Annotated in this window: 22 protein-coding genes, 1 tRNA gene and 1 pseudogene; 8 read left to right on the top strand and 16 right to left on the bottom strand. The window is 66.1% G+C overall.

What is annotated here, in order from left to right:
- Window positions 1-76 precede the first annotated feature (76 nt).
- Window positions 77-964 (bottom strand): transporter, encoded by an 888-nt coding sequence (locus tag IPV08_RS06815; RefSeq protein WP_207411277.1) that lies wholly within the window; start codon window positions 962-964, stop codon window positions 77-79.
- A gap of 446 nt (window positions 965-1,410) precedes the next feature.
- Entirely contained in the window at window positions 1,411-2,295 is an 885-nt protein-coding gene (locus tag IPV08_RS06810) for an AraC family transcriptional regulator (RefSeq protein ID WP_207411276.1), read from the bottom strand.
- A 207-nt stretch (window positions 2,296-2,502) separates the two neighbouring features.
- Between IPV08_RS06810 and IPV08_RS06805 the strand changes: the two genes are divergently transcribed.
- From IPV08_RS06805 to moaA, 4 genes are read left to right on the top strand one after another with little or no spacing between them, the layout of a single operon-like run.
- Window positions 2,503-4,629, top strand: a complete 2,127-nt coding sequence (locus IPV08_RS06805; protein ID WP_207411275.1) for a molybdopterin-dependent oxidoreductase — start codon at window positions 2,503-2,505, stop codon at window positions 4,627-4,629.
- A gap of 30 nt (window positions 4,630-4,659) precedes the next feature.
- Entirely contained in the window at window positions 4,660-4,980 is a 321-nt protein-coding gene (locus IPV08_RS06800; RefSeq protein WP_348646091.1) for a 4Fe-4S binding protein, read from the top strand.
- Complete coding sequence (locus IPV08_RS06795) at window positions 4,977-6,296, top strand: FAD-dependent oxidoreductase (protein ID WP_207411274.1); 1,320 nt, start codon at window positions 4,977-4,979, stop codon at window positions 6,294-6,296. The genes IPV08_RS06800 and IPV08_RS06795 overlap by 4 nt, the downstream gene beginning before the upstream one ends.
- Window position 6,297: 1 nt before the next feature.
- Complete coding sequence (gene moaA / locus IPV08_RS06790) at window positions 6,298-7,317, top strand: GTP 3',8-cyclase MoaA (RefSeq protein WP_207411273.1); 1,020 nt, start codon at window positions 6,298-6,300, stop codon at window positions 7,315-7,317.
- Between the two features lie 182 nt (window positions 7,318-7,499).
- On the opposite strand, the gene IPV08_RS06785 is transcribed toward moaA, so the two are convergent.
- The 13 genes and pseudogenes from IPV08_RS06785 to IPV08_RS06725 form a co-directional block, all read right to left on the bottom strand.
- Window positions 7,500-7,946: a hypothetical protein gene (locus IPV08_RS06785; RefSeq protein ID WP_207411272.1), complete on the bottom strand. Its 447-nt coding sequence runs from the start codon at window positions 7,944-7,946 to the stop codon at window positions 7,500-7,502.
- Between the two features lie 367 nt (window positions 7,947-8,313).
- Window positions 8,314-8,403: transfer RNA gene (locus IPV08_RS06780), tRNA-Ser, on the bottom strand.
- 77 nt (window positions 8,404-8,480) lie between these two features.
- Complete coding sequence (locus IPV08_RS06775; protein ID WP_348646090.1) at window positions 8,481-8,762, bottom strand: tyrosine-type recombinase/integrase; 282 nt, start codon at window positions 8,760-8,762, stop codon at window positions 8,481-8,483.
- Window positions 8,707-8,895, bottom strand: a pseudogene (locus IPV08_RS06770) (IS3 family transposase); the annotation flags it as partial. The pseudogene IPV08_RS06770 and the gene IPV08_RS06775, both read right to left, overlap by 56 nt.
- 74 nt (window positions 8,896-8,969) lie before the next feature.
- Window positions 8,970-10,376 (bottom strand): amidase, encoded by a 1,407-nt coding sequence (locus IPV08_RS06765; RefSeq protein WP_207411271.1) that lies wholly within the window; start codon window positions 10,374-10,376, stop codon window positions 8,970-8,972.
- Window positions 10,377-10,490: 114 nt separating this feature from the next.
- A complete protein-coding gene (locus IPV08_RS06760) occupies window positions 10,491-11,174 on the bottom strand; it encodes a type 1 glutamine amidotransferase domain-containing protein (protein WP_207411270.1) in 684 nt (227 codons plus the stop codon).
- Between the two features lie 102 nt (window positions 11,175-11,276).
- The gene (locus IPV08_RS06755; RefSeq protein WP_056425873.1) at window positions 11,277-11,507 is read right to left on the bottom strand and encodes a hypothetical protein; all 231 of its coding nucleotides are present in this window, start codon (window positions 11,505-11,507) and stop codon (window positions 11,277-11,279) included.
- 131 nt (window positions 11,508-11,638) lie between these two features.
- Window positions 11,639-12,241, bottom strand: coding sequence for a TetR/AcrR family transcriptional regulator (locus IPV08_RS06750; protein ID WP_207411269.1), 603 nt, complete (start codon window positions 12,239-12,241; stop codon window positions 11,639-11,641).
- A gap of 304 nt (window positions 12,242-12,545) precedes the next feature.
- A complete protein-coding gene (locus IPV08_RS06745; protein ID WP_207411268.1) occupies window positions 12,546-12,752 on the bottom strand; it encodes a hypothetical protein in 207 nt (68 codons plus the stop codon).
- 29 nt (window positions 12,753-12,781) lie between these two features.
- Entirely contained in the window at window positions 12,782-13,330 is a 549-nt protein-coding gene (locus tag IPV08_RS06740) for a cytochrome b/b6 domain-containing protein (RefSeq protein WP_207411267.1), read from the bottom strand.
- The gene (locus IPV08_RS06735) at window positions 13,327-14,439 is read right to left on the bottom strand and encodes a catalase family peroxidase (RefSeq protein WP_207411266.1); all 1,113 of its coding nucleotides are present in this window, start codon (window positions 14,437-14,439) and stop codon (window positions 13,327-13,329) included. Before IPV08_RS06735 ends, IPV08_RS06740 begins: the two co-directional genes overlap by 4 nt.
- 9 nt (window positions 14,440-14,448) lie before the next feature.
- Window positions 14,449-15,240, bottom strand: coding sequence for an anti-sigma factor (locus IPV08_RS06730; protein ID WP_207411265.1), 792 nt, complete (start codon window positions 15,238-15,240; stop codon window positions 14,449-14,451).
- A complete protein-coding gene (locus tag IPV08_RS06725) occupies window positions 15,237-15,767 on the bottom strand; it encodes a sigma-70 family RNA polymerase sigma factor (protein WP_056425944.1) in 531 nt (176 codons plus the stop codon). The genes IPV08_RS06730 and IPV08_RS06725 overlap by 4 nt, the downstream gene beginning before the upstream one ends.
- Window positions 15,768-16,048: 281 nt before the next feature.
- Between IPV08_RS06725 and IPV08_RS06720 the strand changes: the two genes are divergently transcribed.
- Window positions 16,049-16,318 (top strand): hypothetical protein, encoded by a 270-nt coding sequence (locus IPV08_RS06720; RefSeq protein ID WP_207411264.1) that lies wholly within the window; start codon window positions 16,049-16,051, stop codon window positions 16,316-16,318.
- 179 nt (window positions 16,319-16,497) lie between these two features.
- Here IPV08_RS06720 and IPV08_RS06715 read toward each other — a convergent pair whose 3' ends face one another.
- Window positions 16,498-17,427, bottom strand: a complete 930-nt coding sequence (locus tag IPV08_RS06715; RefSeq protein WP_207411263.1) for a LysR substrate-binding domain-containing protein — start codon at window positions 17,425-17,427, stop codon at window positions 16,498-16,500.
- A gap of 106 nt (window positions 17,428-17,533) precedes the next feature.
- On the opposite strand from IPV08_RS06715, the gene IPV08_RS06710 reads away from it, so the two are divergent.
- The 3 genes from IPV08_RS06710 to IPV08_RS06700 all read left to right on the top strand — a co-directional run bounded on the left by IPV08_RS06710 (window position 17,534) and on the right by IPV08_RS06700 (window position 19,872).
- Window positions 17,534-18,292: an SDR family oxidoreductase gene (locus IPV08_RS06710; protein ID WP_056425843.1), complete on the top strand. Its 759-nt coding sequence runs from the start codon at window positions 17,534-17,536 to the stop codon at window positions 18,290-18,292.
- 37 nt (window positions 18,293-18,329) lie between these two features.
- Window positions 18,330-18,932, top strand: a complete 603-nt coding sequence (locus IPV08_RS06705; RefSeq protein WP_056452594.1) for an NAD(P)-binding domain-containing protein — start codon at window positions 18,330-18,332, stop codon at window positions 18,930-18,932.
- Between the two features lie 103 nt (window positions 18,933-19,035).
- A complete protein-coding gene (locus IPV08_RS06700; RefSeq protein WP_207411262.1) occupies window positions 19,036-19,872 on the top strand; it encodes an alpha/beta hydrolase in 837 nt (278 codons plus the stop codon).
- The last annotated feature ends 83 nt before the right edge of the window (window positions 19,873-19,955 follow it).

Here is a 19,955-nt window from a genome sequence, read left to right as displayed (position 1 = left end):
TGCCAAATCGACATGCCGAAGCGGCGATTTGTCCAAAGCCAGGCTAGATATCTGCCATCCTATTATAGCTGATTTTCTACGGAAAAATCTTTGCAATCCGCAGCTGAAGGAATGTCGACTGCTTCGTTCCATTCTCGACAATGAAGTCCTGGCCAATCATCGCTTGGATTTGAAGGGTCGGCTCGGGAAAATAGGCGACCGCGAGACGGCCATATTGGGTCGCTTGTGAATTTCGCAGCGACGTCTGCTCGAAGGATTGGTTGCCGCCGATCTTACCGCCGAGGCCGCCGCCGATTTCCAAAGCAGGATTGATCTTGTACCGCAGATAGGCCTGCAGCTCGAATTGAGGATCCTGTGAGAGCCAACCGATGCCACCGAGGTTATAGCGTGTGTTGTCCGAGTAAAAGGCGACATCGCCGATCAGATCGAGCGACCAAACCGGATTGAAGTGCTTGACGTAGGCCGCCTGAATGACGCCCTGCCAGCGATTGGCTCCAAAATTCAGCGCCTTGTTCTCGTCATACGTCCCCGTCGGGGCAATGAGATAAGGTGTGATGGCGAAGACATCGTTGAATTCGGTATTGAGTTTGAACTTGAAGGCGGTGGCCATGATGATGTCGCCCACGCCGCCCGGCGATCCAAGGGGTGACAGGACACCGCCGGTCGAGATCGCCCCAACCGGGAGGAGGAATTGCGGGTCGACCGTCACGCCCGGGGCGATCTCATAAACATGCAGCAGGCGGATGATGCCAACATTCGTCTCGAGCTTCGCATCTGATGTCGTTTTGGCACCCCGCGCGTAGGCTTCGTCTCCACGGCCATGCTGATAATACAGCAATCCGATTGTCGCCCCGGAGGGGAACTGTTCGTAATCGCCGGGATTCACTTCAAGCGCCTCGGCACTAAAGCTCATGCATGTGGATAGGGCAGCCGAAATCAGGCTCAGACCAAATCTTGATTTCATGAGAGACCCCTCGACCCCAGATCAAATGTCGGGGTTTTTCTTCAGGGTCAGCATCCGGATTTTCCGCCTGCGGTCTTTATCCGCAACCATCTTTCGTTGTTCGATTCCTGCTGAAGCCGGCGGCGCGAGCGCGAACGGGCGTTCGCAACGATTTGATCGTCTCGATCCATCCGAAGGAATGGCCGGCCGACGGGAACTCGTCCGGGCTCCGTGTCATGGCCATGGACGCGACTCGGCCCGGCTCTGCACGCCGCCGGGTTGCGCCTGCGGAACAGCAGGCGTCGAGCGCCGAATGACACCGATACCGCTCCCGAACCAGCGCTCTCGACCCTTGCATCGTGTCATGGAGAAGAGCGCGCTCAATCGATCCTCCGATCTGCGGTCTTCTTGCGGACCCCATCCATGTCCGGAGGTTGGAGACGTCTCTTCGGAGCAAACCGCAGCGTCTATTTCTGAGCGGAGGAACGCATCTGGGCTGGGGTCACGCCCATCGCCTTACGAAAGGCGCGCGTGAAATTCGCCTGCGACGAGAAGCCGATCGCCGCTGCGATCTCGGAGATCGGTGTCTCCTCGGTCACGAGCCGATGCTTGGCGCGTTCGAGCCTGCGTCCACTCACATACTCGTAGGGCGTACGCCCCGTCGCCGCACGGAAACTGCGGGTGAAATGCGCCACGCTCATGCAGGCGGCCGACGCCAGATCGGCGACCGCGAAATCCTCAAACAGGTGCGCCGTGATGTAATTCTCGACCCGTTCCAGGCGTCGTCGATCAAGGGGCTTGTCGCCGCTCTCCGGGATGCGGATGGTCGCGGCCGAATAGCGATGGACCAGATGGGCCGCCAACGCGACTCCCAGTGTTTCGATAAGAAGACGTCCGGCTGCGGTCTCGTGCTCCATTTCATCGATGACGCGACAGGCAACATATTCAATGAAAGGATCCTGCTGGATCACATCGTAGCGCAATTCACACCGGGCGGGGTCTATGTCGAGATCCCGCAGCATCGTCTGCTCGAATGGGTGAGCCGGCATGAACATATGCAGGCAATCGACCATCGGATCGGCGATATTGATATAGTTTTCTTCGATCCCGGCCGGGCAGAGCCAAATCGTGCCGCGATGGCCGTGAGTCTTTTGACGCCGTCCGTCCCCGACGCGTTCGACGAAGGTGCGACCGCCCAACTGGACGGCAATTTCGGTATCGCGTGGGGTGAGGGACGGGAGCTCGCCGGGCATATGGCTCCAGCGTTCGGCGTGCAGAGTCGACCAGCGCAAATCGTTGGAGGTGTCGAGCAACCGGCCTGTCACGTACTTGTCGACCGAATGGCCCAGCATGGCTCCCTCTCTCGCGTCAGCACTTGGAATCGCTCCAACCGGTGCACAAACCGCGCCATTGAGCCTGAGGCTTAGAAAGACCGTCCGTTCCGCCGGGCTGAGGACCGCAGTCGAGGAATACGAAGGCGCAGGTCCCGATAATGCCCACGGCCTCGATTATTGGCACGCTCTCCTCCTGTTCGAGAATTACTCAACCGGAGAGTGGATATGGCTCGCGAAGTCGTCATCGGCGCATGCCCGCACGATTGCCCCGATACCTGCTCGATCCTCACGACGGTGGAGGACGGCAAGGCGATCGCTGTCCGGGGCAACCCGGATCATCCCTTCACCAAAGGGCGCCTCTGCGTGAAGGTCAACGATTACCAGAACCGGGTTTATAGCGACCAGCGCGTGCTCTACCCGATGAAGCGCGTCGGTCCGAAGGGAAGCGGCCAGTTCGCGCGCATCACTTGGGACGAGGCTCTGGACGAGATCGCGGGCCGTTGGAAGGCCATCATCGCCGAGAGCGGAGCCAAGGCGATCCTTCCCTACAGCTATCTGGGCACCCAGGGCATCATCAACGGCCTCAACGTCGGCGATCCCCTCTTCAACAAGCTCGGCGCCACCGTCTGTGAGCGCACCTTCTGCGATTCGGGCGCCTGTACCGCCTACATGATGACGATCGGGCATACGCCGGGCGTGGACCCCGAGAGTTTCGTCCATTCCAAATACATCATCCTGTGGGCCTGCAATACGCTCAGCACCAACTCGCACCATTGGCCGTTCATCGAGCAGGCCAAGCGGAACGGTGCCAAGCTCGTCGTCATCGATCCCGTCCGCACCCGTACGGCGCGGCTGGCCGACTGGCACATCCCGATTCAGCCCGGCACCGACGGCGCCCTGGCGATGGCGATGATGCACATCATCATCAAGGAAGGGCTCACGGACCGCGATTACATCGACAAGCACACTCTGGGGTTCGACGAACTCGCCGTGCGGTGCGAGACCTACACGCCGGAATTCGCCTCGGCCGAGACCGGTATCCCGGTCGAGGACATCCTGAAGCTCACCCGTGAATACGCCACGACACCGGCAGCGGTGGTGCGGATCGGCGTGGCGGTCGAGCGCCATGCGGGCGGCGGCCAGACCGTCCGGGCGATCGCCTGCCTTCCGGCGCTGATCGGCGCCTGGAAGCATGTCGGCGGTGGCCTGCTCCAATTGCCGATCTGGGCCTTCCCCGTGAATTGGGCGGGCTTGATGCGACCGGATCTCCAGCCGGAATCGATGCGGGTCATCAATTCCTGGCGCCTCGGCCCGGCTCTCACCGGCGAGATGCCCCTCGACCCGCCGATCCGGTCCTTAATGGTCTACAACGCCAATCCGATGGCGATGGTCTCGCAGCAGCAGGTGATCGAGCAGGGCCTTGCGCGCGAGGACCTGTTCACGGTCGTGAGCGAGCATTTCTTCACCGACACCGCGCGCTACGCCGATATCGTGCTGCCGGCGACGACCCAGCTCGAGCAGGAGGACATCATGTTCTCTTGGGGGCACCTGTATCTGTCCTACAACAACCAGGCCATCGCCCCCCTCGGGGAGGCCGTCTCGAATACCGAACTGTTCCGTCGACTCGCCAAGGCGCTCGGGATCGACGATCCGTTCTTCTTCCGGTCGGACGAGGAGATGATCGAAGCCTCGATGGATTGGTCGAGCCCGGTCCTCGCCGGGATCACTCTCGATGAGTTGAAACAGAAGGGCTACATGCGTCTGACGATGGACGCGGCCGATTCCTGGGCCCCACACCGGGACGGCAATTTTCCGACGGCCTCCGGCAAGTGCGAGTTCAAGTCGAGCCTGGCCGAAGGCGGAAACTTCGTAGTGCCATTGTTCCGCCAGGGCTATGGCGGCGATCAGGCGGGTGAGCCGGTCGATCCGCTGCCGCACTATGTGCCCCCGAACGAGAACCCGCGCACCGCGCCGGCGCTGGCCGAGCGCTTCCCCCTCAGCCTGATCTCGCCGAAAAGCCACGCGTTCATGAATTCGAACTACGGCAACCTTCCGGCTCAGGTGGCGCAGGCGGGCGAGCAGCAGGCAGTGCTCCTGCACCCGGAGGATGCCGCGCCCCGTGGCATCGGCGCAGGAACGCCGATCCGCGTGTTCAACGAACGGGGCGCCTTCGAGGCCTTCGCCACCCTGTCGGCCGATGTGATGCGCGGGGTTGTCGTTGCCCCGGCGGGCTTCTGGCAGCGCTCCAACCAGCGCGGGCCGACCGTCCACGCCCTGACGCCCCCGGCCTTCGCCGATCTCGGCCGTGCCCCGACCTTCTCGGACATGCTCGTGGACGTGGCCGCCGCCTGACGGCCCTCTCAGCCTCCCGTCAATGCCAGAGTGAGTAAGACGTCCATGGCTTATGTCGTCACCGATGCGTGTCGAGGGTGTCGTTACACCGAATGCGTCACCGTCTGCCCCGTCGAATGCTTCCATCTCGACGAGCAGATGACCTACATCGACCCTGAGAACTGCATCGATTGCGGCGGTTGCGCGCCGATCTGCCCGGTCGGCGCGATCCACCCGTCCTGGCAGATGCCGGCGGGCAAGTCCGAATGGGTCGAGATCAATCGCCTGCGGGCAGCCGAGACCCCGGTGATCGCCGCCAAGATTCCGCCGTTGCCCGGCGCCGACGAGCAGGCAAGGCGGCTGGCCTCATGAGTGCGCTCGCTCGCATCGCAGTGGTCGGGAGCGGTCCTGCCGGCTTCTACGCGACCGAGGCGCTCCTGCGCTCCGGCGTGCCGGTGGCAGTGGACATGTTCGAGCGCCTGCCCGCTCCGTTCGGGCTGGTCAGGTTCGGCGTCGCGCCGGACCACCCGAAGTTGAAGCAGGTGACCACAGTGTTCGACCGGATCGCCGGTCTCCCCGGCTTCCGCTTCATCGGCGGGGTCGAGGTTGGGGCCGATGTCAGCGTGGCCGAACTGAGTGCCTGCTATCATGCCGTCATCCTGGCGAACGGCGCCTCCCTGGACCGGCGGATGGATATTCCCGGCGAAGATCTGGCCGGCAGCCATCAGGCGGGCGCGTTCATCGGCTGGTACAACGGTCATCCCGACGCGGCCCACCTGAGCTTCGACCTCTCGGCGGAGCGGGCGGTGGTGATCGGACACGGTAACGTGGCGCTCGACGTGGCCCGCATCCTCCTCAAGACCACCGACGAGTTGCGCCATACCGATATCGCGGCCCATGCGCTGGACGCCTTGGCGGAGAGCCGGATCCGGGAGGTTCAGATCGTTGGGCGCGGCGGAATCGAGCGGGCGCGTTTTTCCCCCAAGGAACTCGGTGAGTTCGGCGATCTGCGCGATTGCGAAACGGGGCTCGACCCCGATGACCTGCCCGAGGGCATTCCGGAGCCGTCGATAGACGCCGGCATGGAGGCACGCGCCATCGCTCCGATCCTGCGTGGTTTCGCCGACGCTCAGGGCGGTACGGGCAAGCGGCGGCGTTGTCTGATCCGCTTCGGGCTGGAGCCCGTCCGCCTGTCGGGCGAGGGCCACGTGCAAAGCTTGCATCTGCGCCGAACCGGCTCGGACAGGACGATCGACCTCGATTGCGGCCTCGTCATCTCCAGCATCGGTCGCCGGACCGCGCCAGTGCAGGGCGTCCCCTACGATGCGCGGGCGGGCATTCACGCCAATCTCGGCGGGCGAATTCAGGCGGAGGGCGTACCGGTGCCCGGCCTCTATACCTGCGGCTGGAGCAAGCGCGGCCCCCACGGCACGATCGGGACGAATCGCGCCTGTGGCGTGGAGACGGCCACGGCCTTGCTCGCCGACCTCGCGTCTCTCCCGGCTCCGATCGGGAACGCCGACGCGCTGTTCGCCAGCCTCGCAAAGCGGACCGGGCACATCCTCGATTATGCCGCCTGGCGCCGGATCGAAGCCGCCGAAGCCGCCCGTGGTCGAGCGGTCGGAAAACCCCGCGAGAAGTTCGTGACGCGCGCAGAGATGCTCGCGGTCGCGGGCGTGGCGGCTTGAGATGGCAGCACAGAATGCGGCCTCCACCTGCGGGCTCATCGACAGCTTCGGACGACGCGTGACCTATCTGCGTCTCTCGGTCACCGACCGGTGCGACCTGCGCTGCGTCTACTGTATGTCGGAAGACATGACCTTTCGCTCTCGACGGGACATCCTCAGCCTGGACGAATTGGCTCGGCTGGCGCGTCTGTTCATCGCCCGCGGCATCGACAAGCTGCGCATCACCGGGGGGGAGCCGCTGGTGCGGCCCGGCATCCTCGGCCTGTTCGAGCAACTCTCCCAGCCGCTCCGGGACGGCTCGTTGCGCGAACTGACCCTTACGACGAACGGAACGCAGCTCGCCCGTTTCGCCGAGGATCTGGCCCGGACGGGGGTGCGCCGGATCAACGTCTCGCTCGACACCCTCGACCCGGAGCGCTTCCGGATGCTGACCCGTGGCGGTTCCCTCGCCAAGGTGCTGGAGGGGATCGCCGCGGCCCGCGCGGCGGGGCTCGCGGTCAAGCTCAACGCGGTCGCATTGAAGGACGGGACGGAGGGCGAGATCCACGATCTCATCGCCTTCGCCCACGATCGGAACATGACGCTGAGCCTCATCGAGACCATGCCGCTCGGCGATGTCGGTGTCGATCGCCTCGATCAGTACCTACCCCTGGACGCCTTGCGCCGGCGGATCGAGGAGCGCTGGTCGCTCATCGACGTCCCGATGCGAAGCGGCGGCCCGGCCCGGTATGCGCGTGTCGCGGAGACGGGTGGCCTGATCGGTTTCATCACCCTGCACACGCACAACTTCTGCGCGGATTGCAACAGAGTGCGGATCACGGCGTCGGGCACGTTGCACACATGCCTGGGCCAGGACGACGCGACGGACCTGCGGACACTCCTGCGAACCGGCGGCACGGACGACGATCTGGTGAGAATCATCGACGTGGCCCTCGGCCGGAAGCCCAAAGGCCACGATTTCGTTTTGAGCCGTGGCGCAGCCACCCAGCTTGCGAGAAAGATGTCCGAAACCGGGGGATGAACCTAATCGTGGCCATGTCGTTGATGAGCAAATTGTGAAGATTTTAGCTTTGAACTCTATCTCGCCAATTCAGGATCTGCGGATTTTACGGAAGATTAATCTTGAGAAAGATCGAAGCAAGTCGGTGGAAAACCACCCTCGGCCGACGTGCGGTGAACCAGGCATACGGCCATGATCAACGGCTACGGTGTTGTTCGGTCATGTGAGTCGCTGCGTACGATCACATTGGCATCGACGAGACCGAACGCCCGCCGCAATTGGTGGATGATCATGGGCCGCTGCAGACGACGGTCTGCATATAGAACGAAGCGGTGCGGCATCGTCTCGTAGACAATACGGCCGCGGGGGAAGTGTTCGTACTCGTGGGATGCGATCATTGCCGGCAATCCCCGTTTGCGGAGGCCCGCGGGACGCAGTCGGCACCAGCCTTCCCAAACATCGTAGTGCGCGCCGGGATAGGTCAAGCAGTCGCCATAGGGCTCCGCCTCCGACAGCGGGAGCCCGGCATGCACCAGTTCCCAGGGGCCATCGCCCTCGCATAGGCCCCAGAAGATGCCGACGCTCGGTAGCGGGGAAGTCGTAGCCAACGGTGTCGGCCCATCTGTCGACTGGTCGAGGGTGTTCGTCATGCGTCGCCGCCCCCTTCAGAGAATGAACTTCCAGTCGATCCGTCGTACTCGCGCGGCCGTGTCTCCGAAATGCGTGTCGGCAGTGAAAAAGGCGGCCCTGCGAATCCGTCGGTGACACATGCCCTGAGCAGTCGCCCGTTATTCAAACGCATCCGCCCGGCCGGATATCAGCACCTCTGGGCAAAAAGCAGCGCTAATTAAAACGCTGCAATGCACCCCCGGGGCTTGGCCCTGCGCGCGCGAGGCGAAGTCCACCGAGATCTAGCTTTCGCCAACACAAACCATACGAAATGTTGGGTAAATAGGCGGCTGAAGCAGGCCGTCGAGCAAAATTCTATAACGTTCGCAATGATTTGGCTTGGTAACATGGCGGAAGGGGTGGGATTCGAACCCACGGTGGAGTTGCCCCCACGGCGGTTTTCAAGACCGCTGCCTTAAACCACTCGGCCACCCTTCCAAGCCGTTGCGCAGGCTAGATCATTTGCCTTCGCCGACGCTTGATTCTTCGTCCGTCGCTGCCGGATTTATACCCAATCATCCGGCCGCCTTGTCTATGGCGGCGCGCATGGCAGCGTCAACCTTCGCGGCGGCATCCTTCTGCATTCCGGGCATCACGCGGGAGTACAGATCGAGGGCGATGCCGATGCTGGAATGGCCGAGGCGCTCCTGCGCGATCTTGGGGTGGATGCCGCTCGTCGACATCTGCGTCGCGTGGCTGTGCTGCAGGTCGTGGAAGCGGATGCGAGGGCAGGGCGGTCGGCAGGGCTTCGGGGTCGCCGCTCCGGTGGGCCGCGTACCGGCGGTAGAAGGTGGCACGCGAGATACCGGGTTTCTCCAGGGTGGCCCGTACCGGCAGGTGAGACGGCTCGACCAGCCGGATGATCGCCAGCTTCCCGGGGACCGGATACCTCGTGCCTCGTTTCCCCCAGCCCCGCCCATGCCCTTTTCGAGCAGGCATTTCCGCCGTTCGACCTCCGGTCATGGCCGGGGACCCCGAAGCGCTCTCCGGCAGGTTCCCGCCCGTCAAAGGCTCGGGTGCAGGCCGCGGACTGTGCTGACGCCCTCCAGTACCGCGGCGGCGTGCAGGATCGTGGTCTCTGCCTGCCAGCGCCCCACCAACTGCACGTTGATGGGCAGACCCTCCCGGCTGGTCCCGAAGCGCATCGACAGCCCGGGCAAGCCCGTCACGTTCAGGGGCACCGTCGCGCCCTGCAGGTAGGTCAGGTCGACCGTCTCGCCGTTGACGACGAGTTCGGTGATGCCGTGTTCGTGCGCCGGCACCGGCAGCACCGGGGTGAGAAGGACGTCGTAATCTCGGAAGTAGGTCGCATAGCCGTCCCGGAGACGCTCCGCCGCCTGCTCGGCCGCGATGTAGTCCTCCATCGAGGTGTCGGGCAGCGACAGCATGGTCTTGGCCATCGTGTACATCTGGTCCTCGTGTCCGGCGGTCGCCTCCCGGAAGGCCGGCTTCATCTCCATGACGTGAAGCTTGTTGAACACGTCGAGGGCGAAGTCGCGCTCCAGTGCCGGGATGTGGACCTCCTCGACGGGGTGCCCCTCGCCCTTGAGCGCCTCGGCCGCCGCCTTGACGGTCGCCACCACCTCCGTGTCGATGGGACCGAAGCCCGGCCCGACCATCCAGCCGACGCGAAGCTTGCGGTCCGGCGCGGCGCCGATGCCGGCGTCGAACGGGACGGCGCCGGTCGCGAAGGCGTCCAGTCCATCGGGGCCGGCCAGTTGCGAGAAGGCGAGCGCGAGGTCGCGGATGCTGCGCGCCATCGGGCCGACATGCCAGAAGCGGCGGGGCGCCCGTGGCCAGATGCCGGTCATCGGCACACGCCCATGGGTCCCCTTCAGGGAGACGATGCCGGTCTGCGCCGCCGGTCCGCGTACCGAGATGGCGAGGTCGGTGCCGAGGCCCAGCGGCGACATGCCCGCCGCGATGGCCGCCGACTCGCCGCCGCTCGATCCGCCCGGTGTGCGGGTGAGATCCCAAGGGTTGTTCGAGCGGCCGGAGAGCAGGTTGTCGCTCTCGATCCAGTAGGAGAACTCCGGCAGGTTGGTCTTGGCGAGCAGGATGCCGCCGGCCTTCTTCATGCGGGCGACGCTGGTCGCGTCGGTGTCGGGGGTGCGGCCCTTGAAGATGGGTGAGCCGCGCTGGGTCATCACGCCGGCGGTGTCGATGGAATCCTTGACGGTGAACGGCACGCCGTGCAGGGGGCCGAGCTCCCTGCCCGCCATGACCGCTGCCTCGGCCTCCTTCGCGACGGACAGCGCATTCTCCGCGATGGTGACGATCGCGTTGATCTTGGAATCGACCGCCGCGATGCGGTCGAGATGGGCCTGCACCACCTCGACCGGCGAGACCTGCCGGGTGCGGATCAGCTCGGCGAGACGGGTCGCGTCCGAGAAGAGGATGTCGGTGGTCATGGGATGAAATCCTTCGAGACCGCCGGTGCGGCCGGATCGCGCTGGCTCGGCCAAGCGACGATCATGGGTTGAGCGGGTGGTCGGGGGCGGGCGCCACCTTGGGCGCCCACGTCTTCAGAGGTTCGCGAGATGGGCCACGAGACGCTCGGCGGCGGGGCCGGAGGAGGCGGGGTTCTGGCCGGTGACGAGCAGGCCGTCCGTGACGACGAAGGGTCCCCAGTCGGCCCCCTTGGCGTAGAGACCTCCGTTTCGCTTGAGCTCGTCCTCGACCAGGAATGGAACCACCTGGGTGAGACCGACGGCCTCCTCCTCGGTGTTCGTGAAGCCGGTGACGTTCCGGCCTTCGACGAGGGGCTTCCCGCCTTCCGCCTTGGCATGGCGCAGGACGCCGGGGGCGTGACAGACCAGGGCTAAGGGCTTGCCCGCGCCGAGCGTCGTTTCGATGAGCCTGATCGAGGCCGGGTCCTCTGCGAGGTCCCAGAGGGGCCCGTGACCGCCGGGATAGAAGACGGCGTCGAAGCCCTCGTGGCCGACGGCGTCGAGCCTGCCCGTTTCGGCGAGCACCGCCATGGCCGCCGCGTCGGCTTCGAAGCGGCGCGTCGTGTCGGTCTGGAAGCTCGGCTCGGCGCTCTTCGGATCGAGCGGTGGGCGGCCGCCCTCGGGCGACACCAGGACCACCTCCGCACCCGCATCCTTGAACACGTAGTAGGGGGCCGCGAGCTCCTCCAGCCAGAAGCCGGTCTTCCGGCCGGTATCGCCGAGGCGGTCGTGCGAGGTCAGCACCATGAGGATCTTCATCGTTATTCTCCGGATCTTTCGCTTGGGGTGAGCAGGACGTCTTGGGTTATCGGGCCTTTCGCCGGGTCCGCACGGTGGCGGCTCGGGGAAGGTGGACCGGCGCTATCGCGCCTTTGCGGTGCGTCCCGTGGCCGGATCTCGCACCGGCGCCGCCTGCGAGGGGCGGAGTTCCGGGCTCGCGCCACGGACCTCCTCGAACCGGGCCATGCGGACGGCGCCGATCGTCTCCAGGGTGATCCGTTCCTGCGCGGTTGCTTCCGGCATGGTCAGGAACGCCATCAGCCCGGCGAAGGGGAGGGTCGCGGCAACAGATGTCTTCGTGTGGTGGGGCATGGGTTTTCTCCATCTGGGTTCTGTTCGCCGGCCGGCCCGAGGAAGGTGATCGACTCCCAGATAAGTAGACCGGTCGTCTCGTTTTTGGGCCTGGTAAAAGGTGGTTCTCGGCAACGTCGGAATGAGGGGGGTCAATGCGACCTGAGGCCGAGGATGCGCCGGGTCGTCCCCATGGCAGCCTCGAACGGTGCGTCGGTCCGGACGATCTTGGCCATCAGGCTCGCGCCTAGCCAGACGTGGTAGAGCATCTCGGCGATCGTCCGCGGCTCGCCCTCGACTGTGAGCGAGCCCTCCGCCACGCCCGCCGCGATCGCTCCCGACAGGCGTTCGATGATCCCGGCGGTCCCGCTCTTGAGGGCAAGGCGCATGGCCTCGGACAGGTCCGAGACCTCCGCCGCGAGCTTCACCGCGAGGCACTTGCGCTGGTCGTCGATGCTTCCCTGCGTTGCCTGCCATTTCCGCCAGTAGTTCATCAGTCGCTCGGCATGGCTCAAGCCGGGCTCAGCGAGGGTTGCGTCGAGATCGGCGAGGTAGCTTTCGAAGTAATCCGCCAGAAGAGCCTCGCCGAAGGCCTCCTTCGAGCCGAAATAGTGGTAGAACGACCCCTTGGGCACGCCGGCCGTGGCCAGGATCTCATTGAGACCGACCCCTGAGAAACCCTTCGCGCCCACCAGGCCGTAGGCGGTATCGAGGATGCCCTGTCGTGTGTCGGTATGTGCGGTGACGCGTGCCATGACCCTTAACTAGCCTGAATTAGACCGGTCGTCTAGAGGGTGCGCTCCATTTTTTGCTGGAAGCGCTTTTATGTCTGCCGGGCCAACGAACCGATCCTGCCGCGGTTCTCATGGGCCGGACCGGCCTGCGCCGCACAAGTCCGAGAGCCTCGACCGGGAGGAGGCCGGGCAATCGCCGCAGCCAGGCTCAGGCCGAGACCGGCGTGCGGAGCGGCGAGTAAGCCGCGCGGTAGCTGCGCGGGCCGATCACGGGAAGCAGGAGGTTTCCGGCCCGGCATCCGCGCAGAGCGGGACAGGCGATCGGTCATGGCCTGGACATGGGCCACGCGGGGCCGGCGCAGCGCTTCGTAGCGCGGATCGACCGTGCCCCACTCCGCGCGCTCCGCGAGCGGAGCGCGTCTTCCAGGCCGAGTTGGCCGAGAGCCTGGACCGCGTTGCCCGGCAGGTTGATGGCGAGGCCCGCGATGCCGCCGCCGGCGATGAGCACCCTGCCCGTTGCGCGATCGTTCACCGTGTTTCGCCTTCCAGCCTGCCTCGACGTTACTGGGACCGGGATGCCGTCGGGCGCGCGATCATGCTGGAGAAGACGCCATCCCGGCGGATCAAACCGTGCATCAGGGCCGCGCCGAGATGAGCGAGGACGAGACCGAACAGGGTGTAGGCCAGGAGTGTGTGAAGCGGACGGAGCCACGCATAGAGGCTTGAATCGCGCGGCAGGATCGGCGGCAGGACGAGGGAGCCGGCGAGCCCGATCGGATAGCCGGCCGCCGACAGCATCGCCCAGCCAACCAGCGGCAGCGCGAGCATGAGCCCATAGAGCAAGACGTGCGAGACATGCGCCGCCCGCCGCTGCCAGCCCGGAAGGTCCGACGGCAGGCCGGGCGGCGGATGGCGCCAGCGGTTGAGCAGGCGCAGCAGCGCGAGGACCAGGATGCCGATCCCGATTGGGCGGTGCAGCGCGACCAGGGTGTGGTAATGCGCCAGCGAGGTCACCATCGTCACGCCGATGAACAGCATGGCGAGGATCAGGGCCGCCATGGTCCAGTGCAGCAGCCGGGCCGGCAGGTTGAAGCGCGCGGTGTGGCTCACAATCCGGCTCCCGATGCAGGCGTGTTTTGGACGGCGCTCGGCGTTTTCGGTTCGCCGGCGCGGCGCGTGAAGGATTGCGAATAGGCCGCCGAACGGGCGCTGAGCAGTGGATCGTCCGATCCCACGATGCCGGCGGGTAGGACGAGAGGGTCGAAGTTGACGTCGCGGCAATTGCCATCCGCTTCCGGCTGTGTTTCCGCAGCGATTACGGTCCCGACGTCCAGGCTCTGCCTCTCGACCGGCCAGAGAAGCGTCGCATCCGCCGTGGGGTCGCCGGGCTGCCCCAGGGTGACGACGAGATGCCACCGCACGGGCGCCCGGCGGACGGCGGACACGAAGTCGTCGAACAGAACGTTCTTGTCCGCGCGAGCCCTCTGGGCCGGGCTCTCCGCCGTCGCGGCCCGTTCCGGCACGAACGCCCAGCGCACCGGCGTCCGGGTCCCGTCCGCGGCGATGAACCGGAAGGCGTTCAGGCTCCGGAAGGTGTCGTCGGCAAAGCCTGAGGTGATGGTTCGCGCCTTGATCAGGGAAGCCGCTTTCGCGCTCTCGGGATGCGCGGCGAAGAACGCCTTGAGCGCCTCGGGATCGGGCTTGCCTGTCGCCGGATCGGGCTTGGCGGCGAGAAGCTGCGCATAGAACCCCTCCGGGCTGCGGACCGGGAAGACCGGGATGTCGTTGTTGCCGGTGCGCCATTCCTCGCCGTCGGGAAGGTGGAAACGCAGCGCGAGGCTGCGCACCGTCGTGGCCGCGTCCGCCGCATAGGGCTGGCCGCCCGCCAGCGCGATGCGGCCGGTGACGGGCGTGACCTGTCCCGCAGTGAAGAGCGACGCCGTCGACACACGCGCGCCCCGGCCGCTGCTCTCGAAGCGCCCGGCGAGGCAGAGCCCTTTGGCGTGGTTGCGCCGAAAGCCCGGATGGGGGCCATTCACCTGCTCGAAGCGGTCGACGATCCGGGCCTGGGTCAGGTCCCCCGGAGAGAGCCAGCCGCCCGCATAGGCGAAGGCCCCCGTCGTGCCGGCGACGAGCGCCCCGATGGCGGCGAGGCGGAGACCAGCGGCACGCGGGCTCAAGGCCGGATCGGCCCCGGTGAGGTCGTTCAGGAGGGACATGTCGGGCCTTCAGATGGCTTTCGCGGTGGCGCGGCGAATCTCGTTGGCGAGCGGGTGCAGGATCGTGGGGTCGGCCGCACCCACGAGGCTGTAGCCGAGCCCGTCCTGGGCCCAGGCGTAGCCGTTCGACGTCTCCGTCGTGTGGGCGCGCATCGGCGCGTCGCCGGGAACGCTCATGGGGCGCATCAACATGACGAAGCGCGCGCCGTGCCCATCGTCGTACATCAGCAGCCCGGCGGGTCCCTGCTGCGTGGCGACGAGACGCCCGCCCATGAGGCGGTAGCCGGAGCCGCTCAGGTCCGGCACGGCCACCGGCCGCTTCATCCGGGCGGAAAACCAGCCGGCGAGTTCGTCGCGGTCGGCAGCGGCGAGCTCGACGGGGCGGGTGTGGTCGGGCGCATAGACCGCGTAGTTCACGCTCGCGGACTGGGCCAGCGCCTCGATGCCGGTGGGCACGGGCGAGACCACCTCACGCAGGCCCCAGCCACCGGCGCCTCCGACGAGGAGCAGCAGCCCCGCCGCCATCGCCTGCCAGATCGGAGAAGCCTGCCAGATCGGATGTGCCGGCCGGCGGCGCGCCTCGACGATGCGCGCCAGGTTCAGCCGGGCCGGCACCGGCTCGGCGGCGATGGGCGCGAAGGCGGCCCGCATGTCCTCACGCAGGGCGACCATGCGCTCGACCCGGATCCGCGCCTCGGGATGGGAGTCGAGATAGGCCTCGACCTCACGCTTCCGCGCCGTATCGAGCCGCTCGTCCACGAGGCCCTGGAGATCGTCGTCACCGATCGGACGCATGCTCATTTCACCCTCCGCAGGAGCGGGCGCTTGGCGGGGACGGAGGCTTCGGTGCCGTCCATCGACTGGATCATCCGGTCCCGGGCTCGGGACAGGCGGGACATCACGGTCCCGGTCGGAATCGCGAGGATGTCGGCGGTCTCGGCGTAGGACAGGCCCTCCACCGTCACCAGCAGGAGCACGCTGCGCTGCTCTTCCGGCAGCGCGTCGAGCGCCGTCATCAGGTCCCGGTGGCGCAGGCCGCTCTCCTGCGTCGGCGCCACCGCGAGGTTCGCCTCCGCCGTGTCCTCGATCGGCATGTGGGCGCCGCGGCGGGCGCGCTGGCGCATCTGCGTCACGGCGAGATTGTGGAGGATGGCGAAGAGCCAGGTCCGCGCGTCGCCGTCGGCCTGGCGCTGGTGCCAGCGGGTGACGGCCCGCTCGAGGCAATCCTGCACCAGATCGTCGGCATCGGTCGGGTTGCGCAGGAGGGCGTGCGCGTAGCGGCGCAGGGCCGGGATCAGCGGCTCGATGAGGCGCATCATGTCCATCATCTCCTGTCTCCTGGCATGGGCGGGGCTCCAGTCGGCACGCTGGCCGGACCGAACGGATTTCGGGGCCGGCGACAGGGGCATGGACGCCGCGAAATCGTGTTTATTCCACGTCTGCACGAAAAACTTCGCACTCGGCATCGAATATTCGTTCACGGGATATGGTCCCGAGCATAGCGTTGGAATTTTTCGATAGGGTCATGGAATAAGCAGACGAAGACGTCGTCTGTCCGGCATCACTGCTTGACGATCTTGGATCGAGCAGGAATTACCGGAGACCTGACATGACGATGATCAAGACCTTTTCGGCCGTCGTTTTCGCGTCCGCCTGCACGCTCGCCGCCCTGACCGGGGCCTCTGAGGCCCGGCCCGCCCCGCATCGGATGGAGAGCCCGACGATCACGGGCTCGATCCCGGCTCCGGCGCAATCCGCGTACTGGCTCGGCGGGCCGGACACCGACAGCGGAAACGCCAAGAACCCGGCTCTGCCGGGCTATGCCCAGGCCCGTGGCCAGGAGACGGGCGGCCCGGCCCGCGAGCTGATCCCGAACTAGAGCGCTCACCGCCGAAATGGCTGCCGGTTCGGCGAAAAAGAGCGCGGCAAAACAAAGGCCTAGAGCCGCACCCGACCCAAGGTGGCCGGGCACAGCTCTAGGGCCATGCCGGCCATGGCGTCCGTATCCGGCCGGATCGGGCACCATGCCATGTCGGACGTCGGTGCCGAAACACGAACCTAGAGACGGTGCCCCGCGAAGCGCTCGGCGAGACGCCGATTCCTGAACGCTTCGGTGACCCAGTCGACGAATGCGCGGGTCTTGGCAGGCAGCAGGGTTCGGCTGGCATAATAGAGCGAGATCGCTCCCGCATCGGCATACCAACCCGGCAGCAGCTGGATCAGGCGGCCAGCCTCCAATGCCGGCAGGACGTCGGGCACCGCCAGCATGGTGACGCCCAGCCCGAGAAGAGCCGCTTCCTGCATCGCCGCCGGGTCGTTGACGACCATGGTCGCAGACAGGTGCGCTGGCATGTCCTCGCCTGCGGGATTGCGCATGGTCCATTGCTGGAGGCGGCCGGTCCGGAGCGAACGCTGGACGATGCCTTGGAGGGGTTGAAGCCCGCTCGGATCGTCGGGACGTGGGCGGCCTTCCATGTAGGCCGGCGAGGCGACCGCGATGACGTGCGCGGGGGCCAGAGCATGAGCGATGAGACCGGGGGCCAGGTCGAACCCGGCACCAATCGCGGCGTCGTAGCCCTCCGTGACGAGATCGACCCGACGGTTCTCGAAATGCCATTCCGGGCGGATCAGAGGATAGCGTTCGAGGAACGGCGGCAAGAGCGGCAGGATGTGCATCGTGCCGAATGTCAGGGCCATGCTGACTTTCAGGGTACCGGCCGGTTCGCCGCCGGCGGTGGCGATCCCGGCGATGGCCGCCTGGATGCCTTCCAGATTGTCCGCGACCGCGAGGCGGAAGGTTTCACCCGCTTCCGTCAGACTCAGCTTCCGCGTCGAACGATGAAACAGCCGCACACCGAGGTTCCGCTCCAGCGTGGCGACGTTCCGGCTGACGGCGGCCGGAGTCAGCGACAAGCGCCGGGCGGCCTCGGAGAAGCTGCCGTGCTCCGCGCTGCGGATGAAGGATTCCAGGTTCGCCAGGGTTTCCACGATGCCACCTTCAAGGGATGATTGAAGGTGTAGTAACCCAATCCCGGCTAAACCAAGCGCAATACCTCGGCCATATTCGCTCCACCAAGAGGACAGGAGCAGCATCATGGGCCAGGACCCGCAACCGCTCGCCGGCAAGGTGGCCCTTGTCACTGGCGGATCGCGTGGCATCGGCGCCGCCATCGTTCGTCGTCTCGCGCGTGACGGCGCCGATCTGGCCTTCAGCTATTCCGCATCGCGGGAGCGGGCCGACCGGATCGTCGCCGAATTGACGGCATCGGGACGCCGCGCCATCGCCATCCGTGCCGACCAGGCTGACGCATCCGAGGTCGCCGGCCTGGTCCGCCAGACGCATGCCACGTTCGGTCGGCTCGACATCCTGGTCAATTCGGCCGGCGTCTTCGTCACCGGCATGGTGGACGATCCGGAAGCCGACCGTGCCGCGTTCGATCGGCAACTCGATATCAACGTGAAGGGCGTCGCCGCCGCGGTCCGCGCTGCCGTTCCGCTGATGACGCATGGGGGACGCATCGTCTCGATCGGCACGACAGGGGCCGTGCATGTCCCCTTCGCGGGTGCGGCGGACTACGTCGCCACGAAGGCGGCCGTGGCGGCTTACACGCGGGGCTGGGCACGGGATCTCGGTCCCCGCGACATCACCGTCAACCTCGTCCAGCCGGGTGCGATCGACACCGAGATGAACCCCGAGGACGGCCCCTTCGCCACGACACTGAAGGGCCTTGCGGCCCTCGGCCGCTACGGCCGTCCGGAGGATATCGCCGGAGCGGTCGCGTTCCTCGTCGGTCCCGACGCCGGGTACGTCACGGGCGCCACACTGAATGTCGACGGTGGCCAATCCGCCTGACGCCTCCTCTCGACCTCCCTCGCAAGGACACCTCTCCATGCCCTCCATCGGCATCATCGGCGCCGGCCAGATCGGCCGTGCCATTGCCAGCGCCCTCGCTCGGCACGGGATTCCGGCGATCCTCGCGAACAGTCGCGGTCCAGACAGCCTCGCCGAGGCCATTGCTTCGTTAGGCCCGACGATCACGCCCGGCACGCGCGAGGACGCCGCCGCCCGGGACATGATCATCGTCGCGGTCAATTGGTCGAAGCTGCCGGCTGCGCTGGGCGGCCTGCCGGATTTCGGCGGCCGGATCGTGGTGGACGCCAACAATCCGATCGAGGCACCGTCGTTCGAGCCGGTGGATCTCGGGGGCGTTTCGTCCTCCGAGATCGTCGCCACCCTGGTCCCCGGTGCCCGGGTGGTGAAGGCGTTCAACCATCTCCGGCCACCGCTCCTGGCAGGCGATCCGGCCAGCGAAGGCGGTCGGCGCGTCCTCTTCTATTCAGGCGACGATGCCGAGGCGAAAGCGACGGTTCGTACGCTCATCGACCGGCTCGGCTTCTTCGGCATCGACCTCGGTTCTCTCGCGGATGGCGGCCGTCTTGCACAGTTCCCAGGGGGGCCATTGCCGGCCCTCAACCTCGTCAGGTTCGCTTGATGACGATGCGGCCAAGCACAATAGCCTTGTCACACCCCTGAAACGACCCTCGCTCTACGCTCCATCGATCCGTACTGCTTCGGCAAACAGCAGGAACACGACCATGCCTTACGTCTCTACATCCGACGGCGTCGACATCTTCTTCAAGGATTGGGGCCCGAGAGATGCGCCAGCCATCGTCTTCCACCATGGCTGGCCGCTCTCCTCCGACGATTGGGACACGCAGATGCTCTTCTTCCTCACGAAGGGTTTCCGGGTGGTCGCACATGACAGGCGCGGTCACGGTCGCTCGGCGCAGGTCTCGGATGGGCACACGATGGACGCTTACGCCGCGGATGCGGCCGCCGTCGTCCGGCACCTCGACCTGCACGACGCCGTCCATGTCGGCCATTCCACCGGGGGCGGTGAGGTCGCCCGCTATGTCGCCCGGCACGGTCAACCGGACGGCCGGGTCGCCAAGGTCGTGCTCGTCAGCGCCGTGACGCCGCTCATGCTCAAGACCGCCGGCAATCCGGGCGGTCTGCCGGTCGAGGTCTTCGACGGTTTCCGTCAGGCGCTCGCCGCCAACCGGGCGCAATTCTTCATCGACGTGCCGACAGGGCCTTTCTACGGCTTCAACCGCGATGGCGCGACGGTGCAGCCCGGCGTGATCACGAATTGGTGGCGCCAAGGCATGATGGGCAGTGCCAAGGCACATTACGACGGCATTGCGGCCTTCTCGGAAACCGACCAGCGCGACGACCTGACGTCGATCACCGTCCCGACTCTCGTTCTGCACGGCGAGGACGACCAGATCGTACCGATCGGGGCGGCGGCGCGGGAATCGATCAAGCTCCTCCGGAACGGGACCCTGAAGACCTATCCCGGCTTCAGCCACGGCATGCTGACCGTCAATGCCGACACGCTCAACGCCGACATTCTCGCCTTCGTGAGGGGGTAGGTTCTCCCCTGCACGAGGGCTGCGGTGACGTGGTCCGCCGACCGTGAGGATAGTCCGGCAGCGTCGATCGGCTGCTGGCGCCA

The organism is Methylobacterium sp. SD274, from assembly GCF_017355285.1.
Taxonomy (GTDB): Bacteria; Pseudomonadota; Alphaproteobacteria; order Rhizobiales; family Beijerinckiaceae; genus Methylobacterium.
Note: the sequence above shows the minus strand (reverse complement) of the source record. Positions and strands in the feature narration are given on the sequence as shown.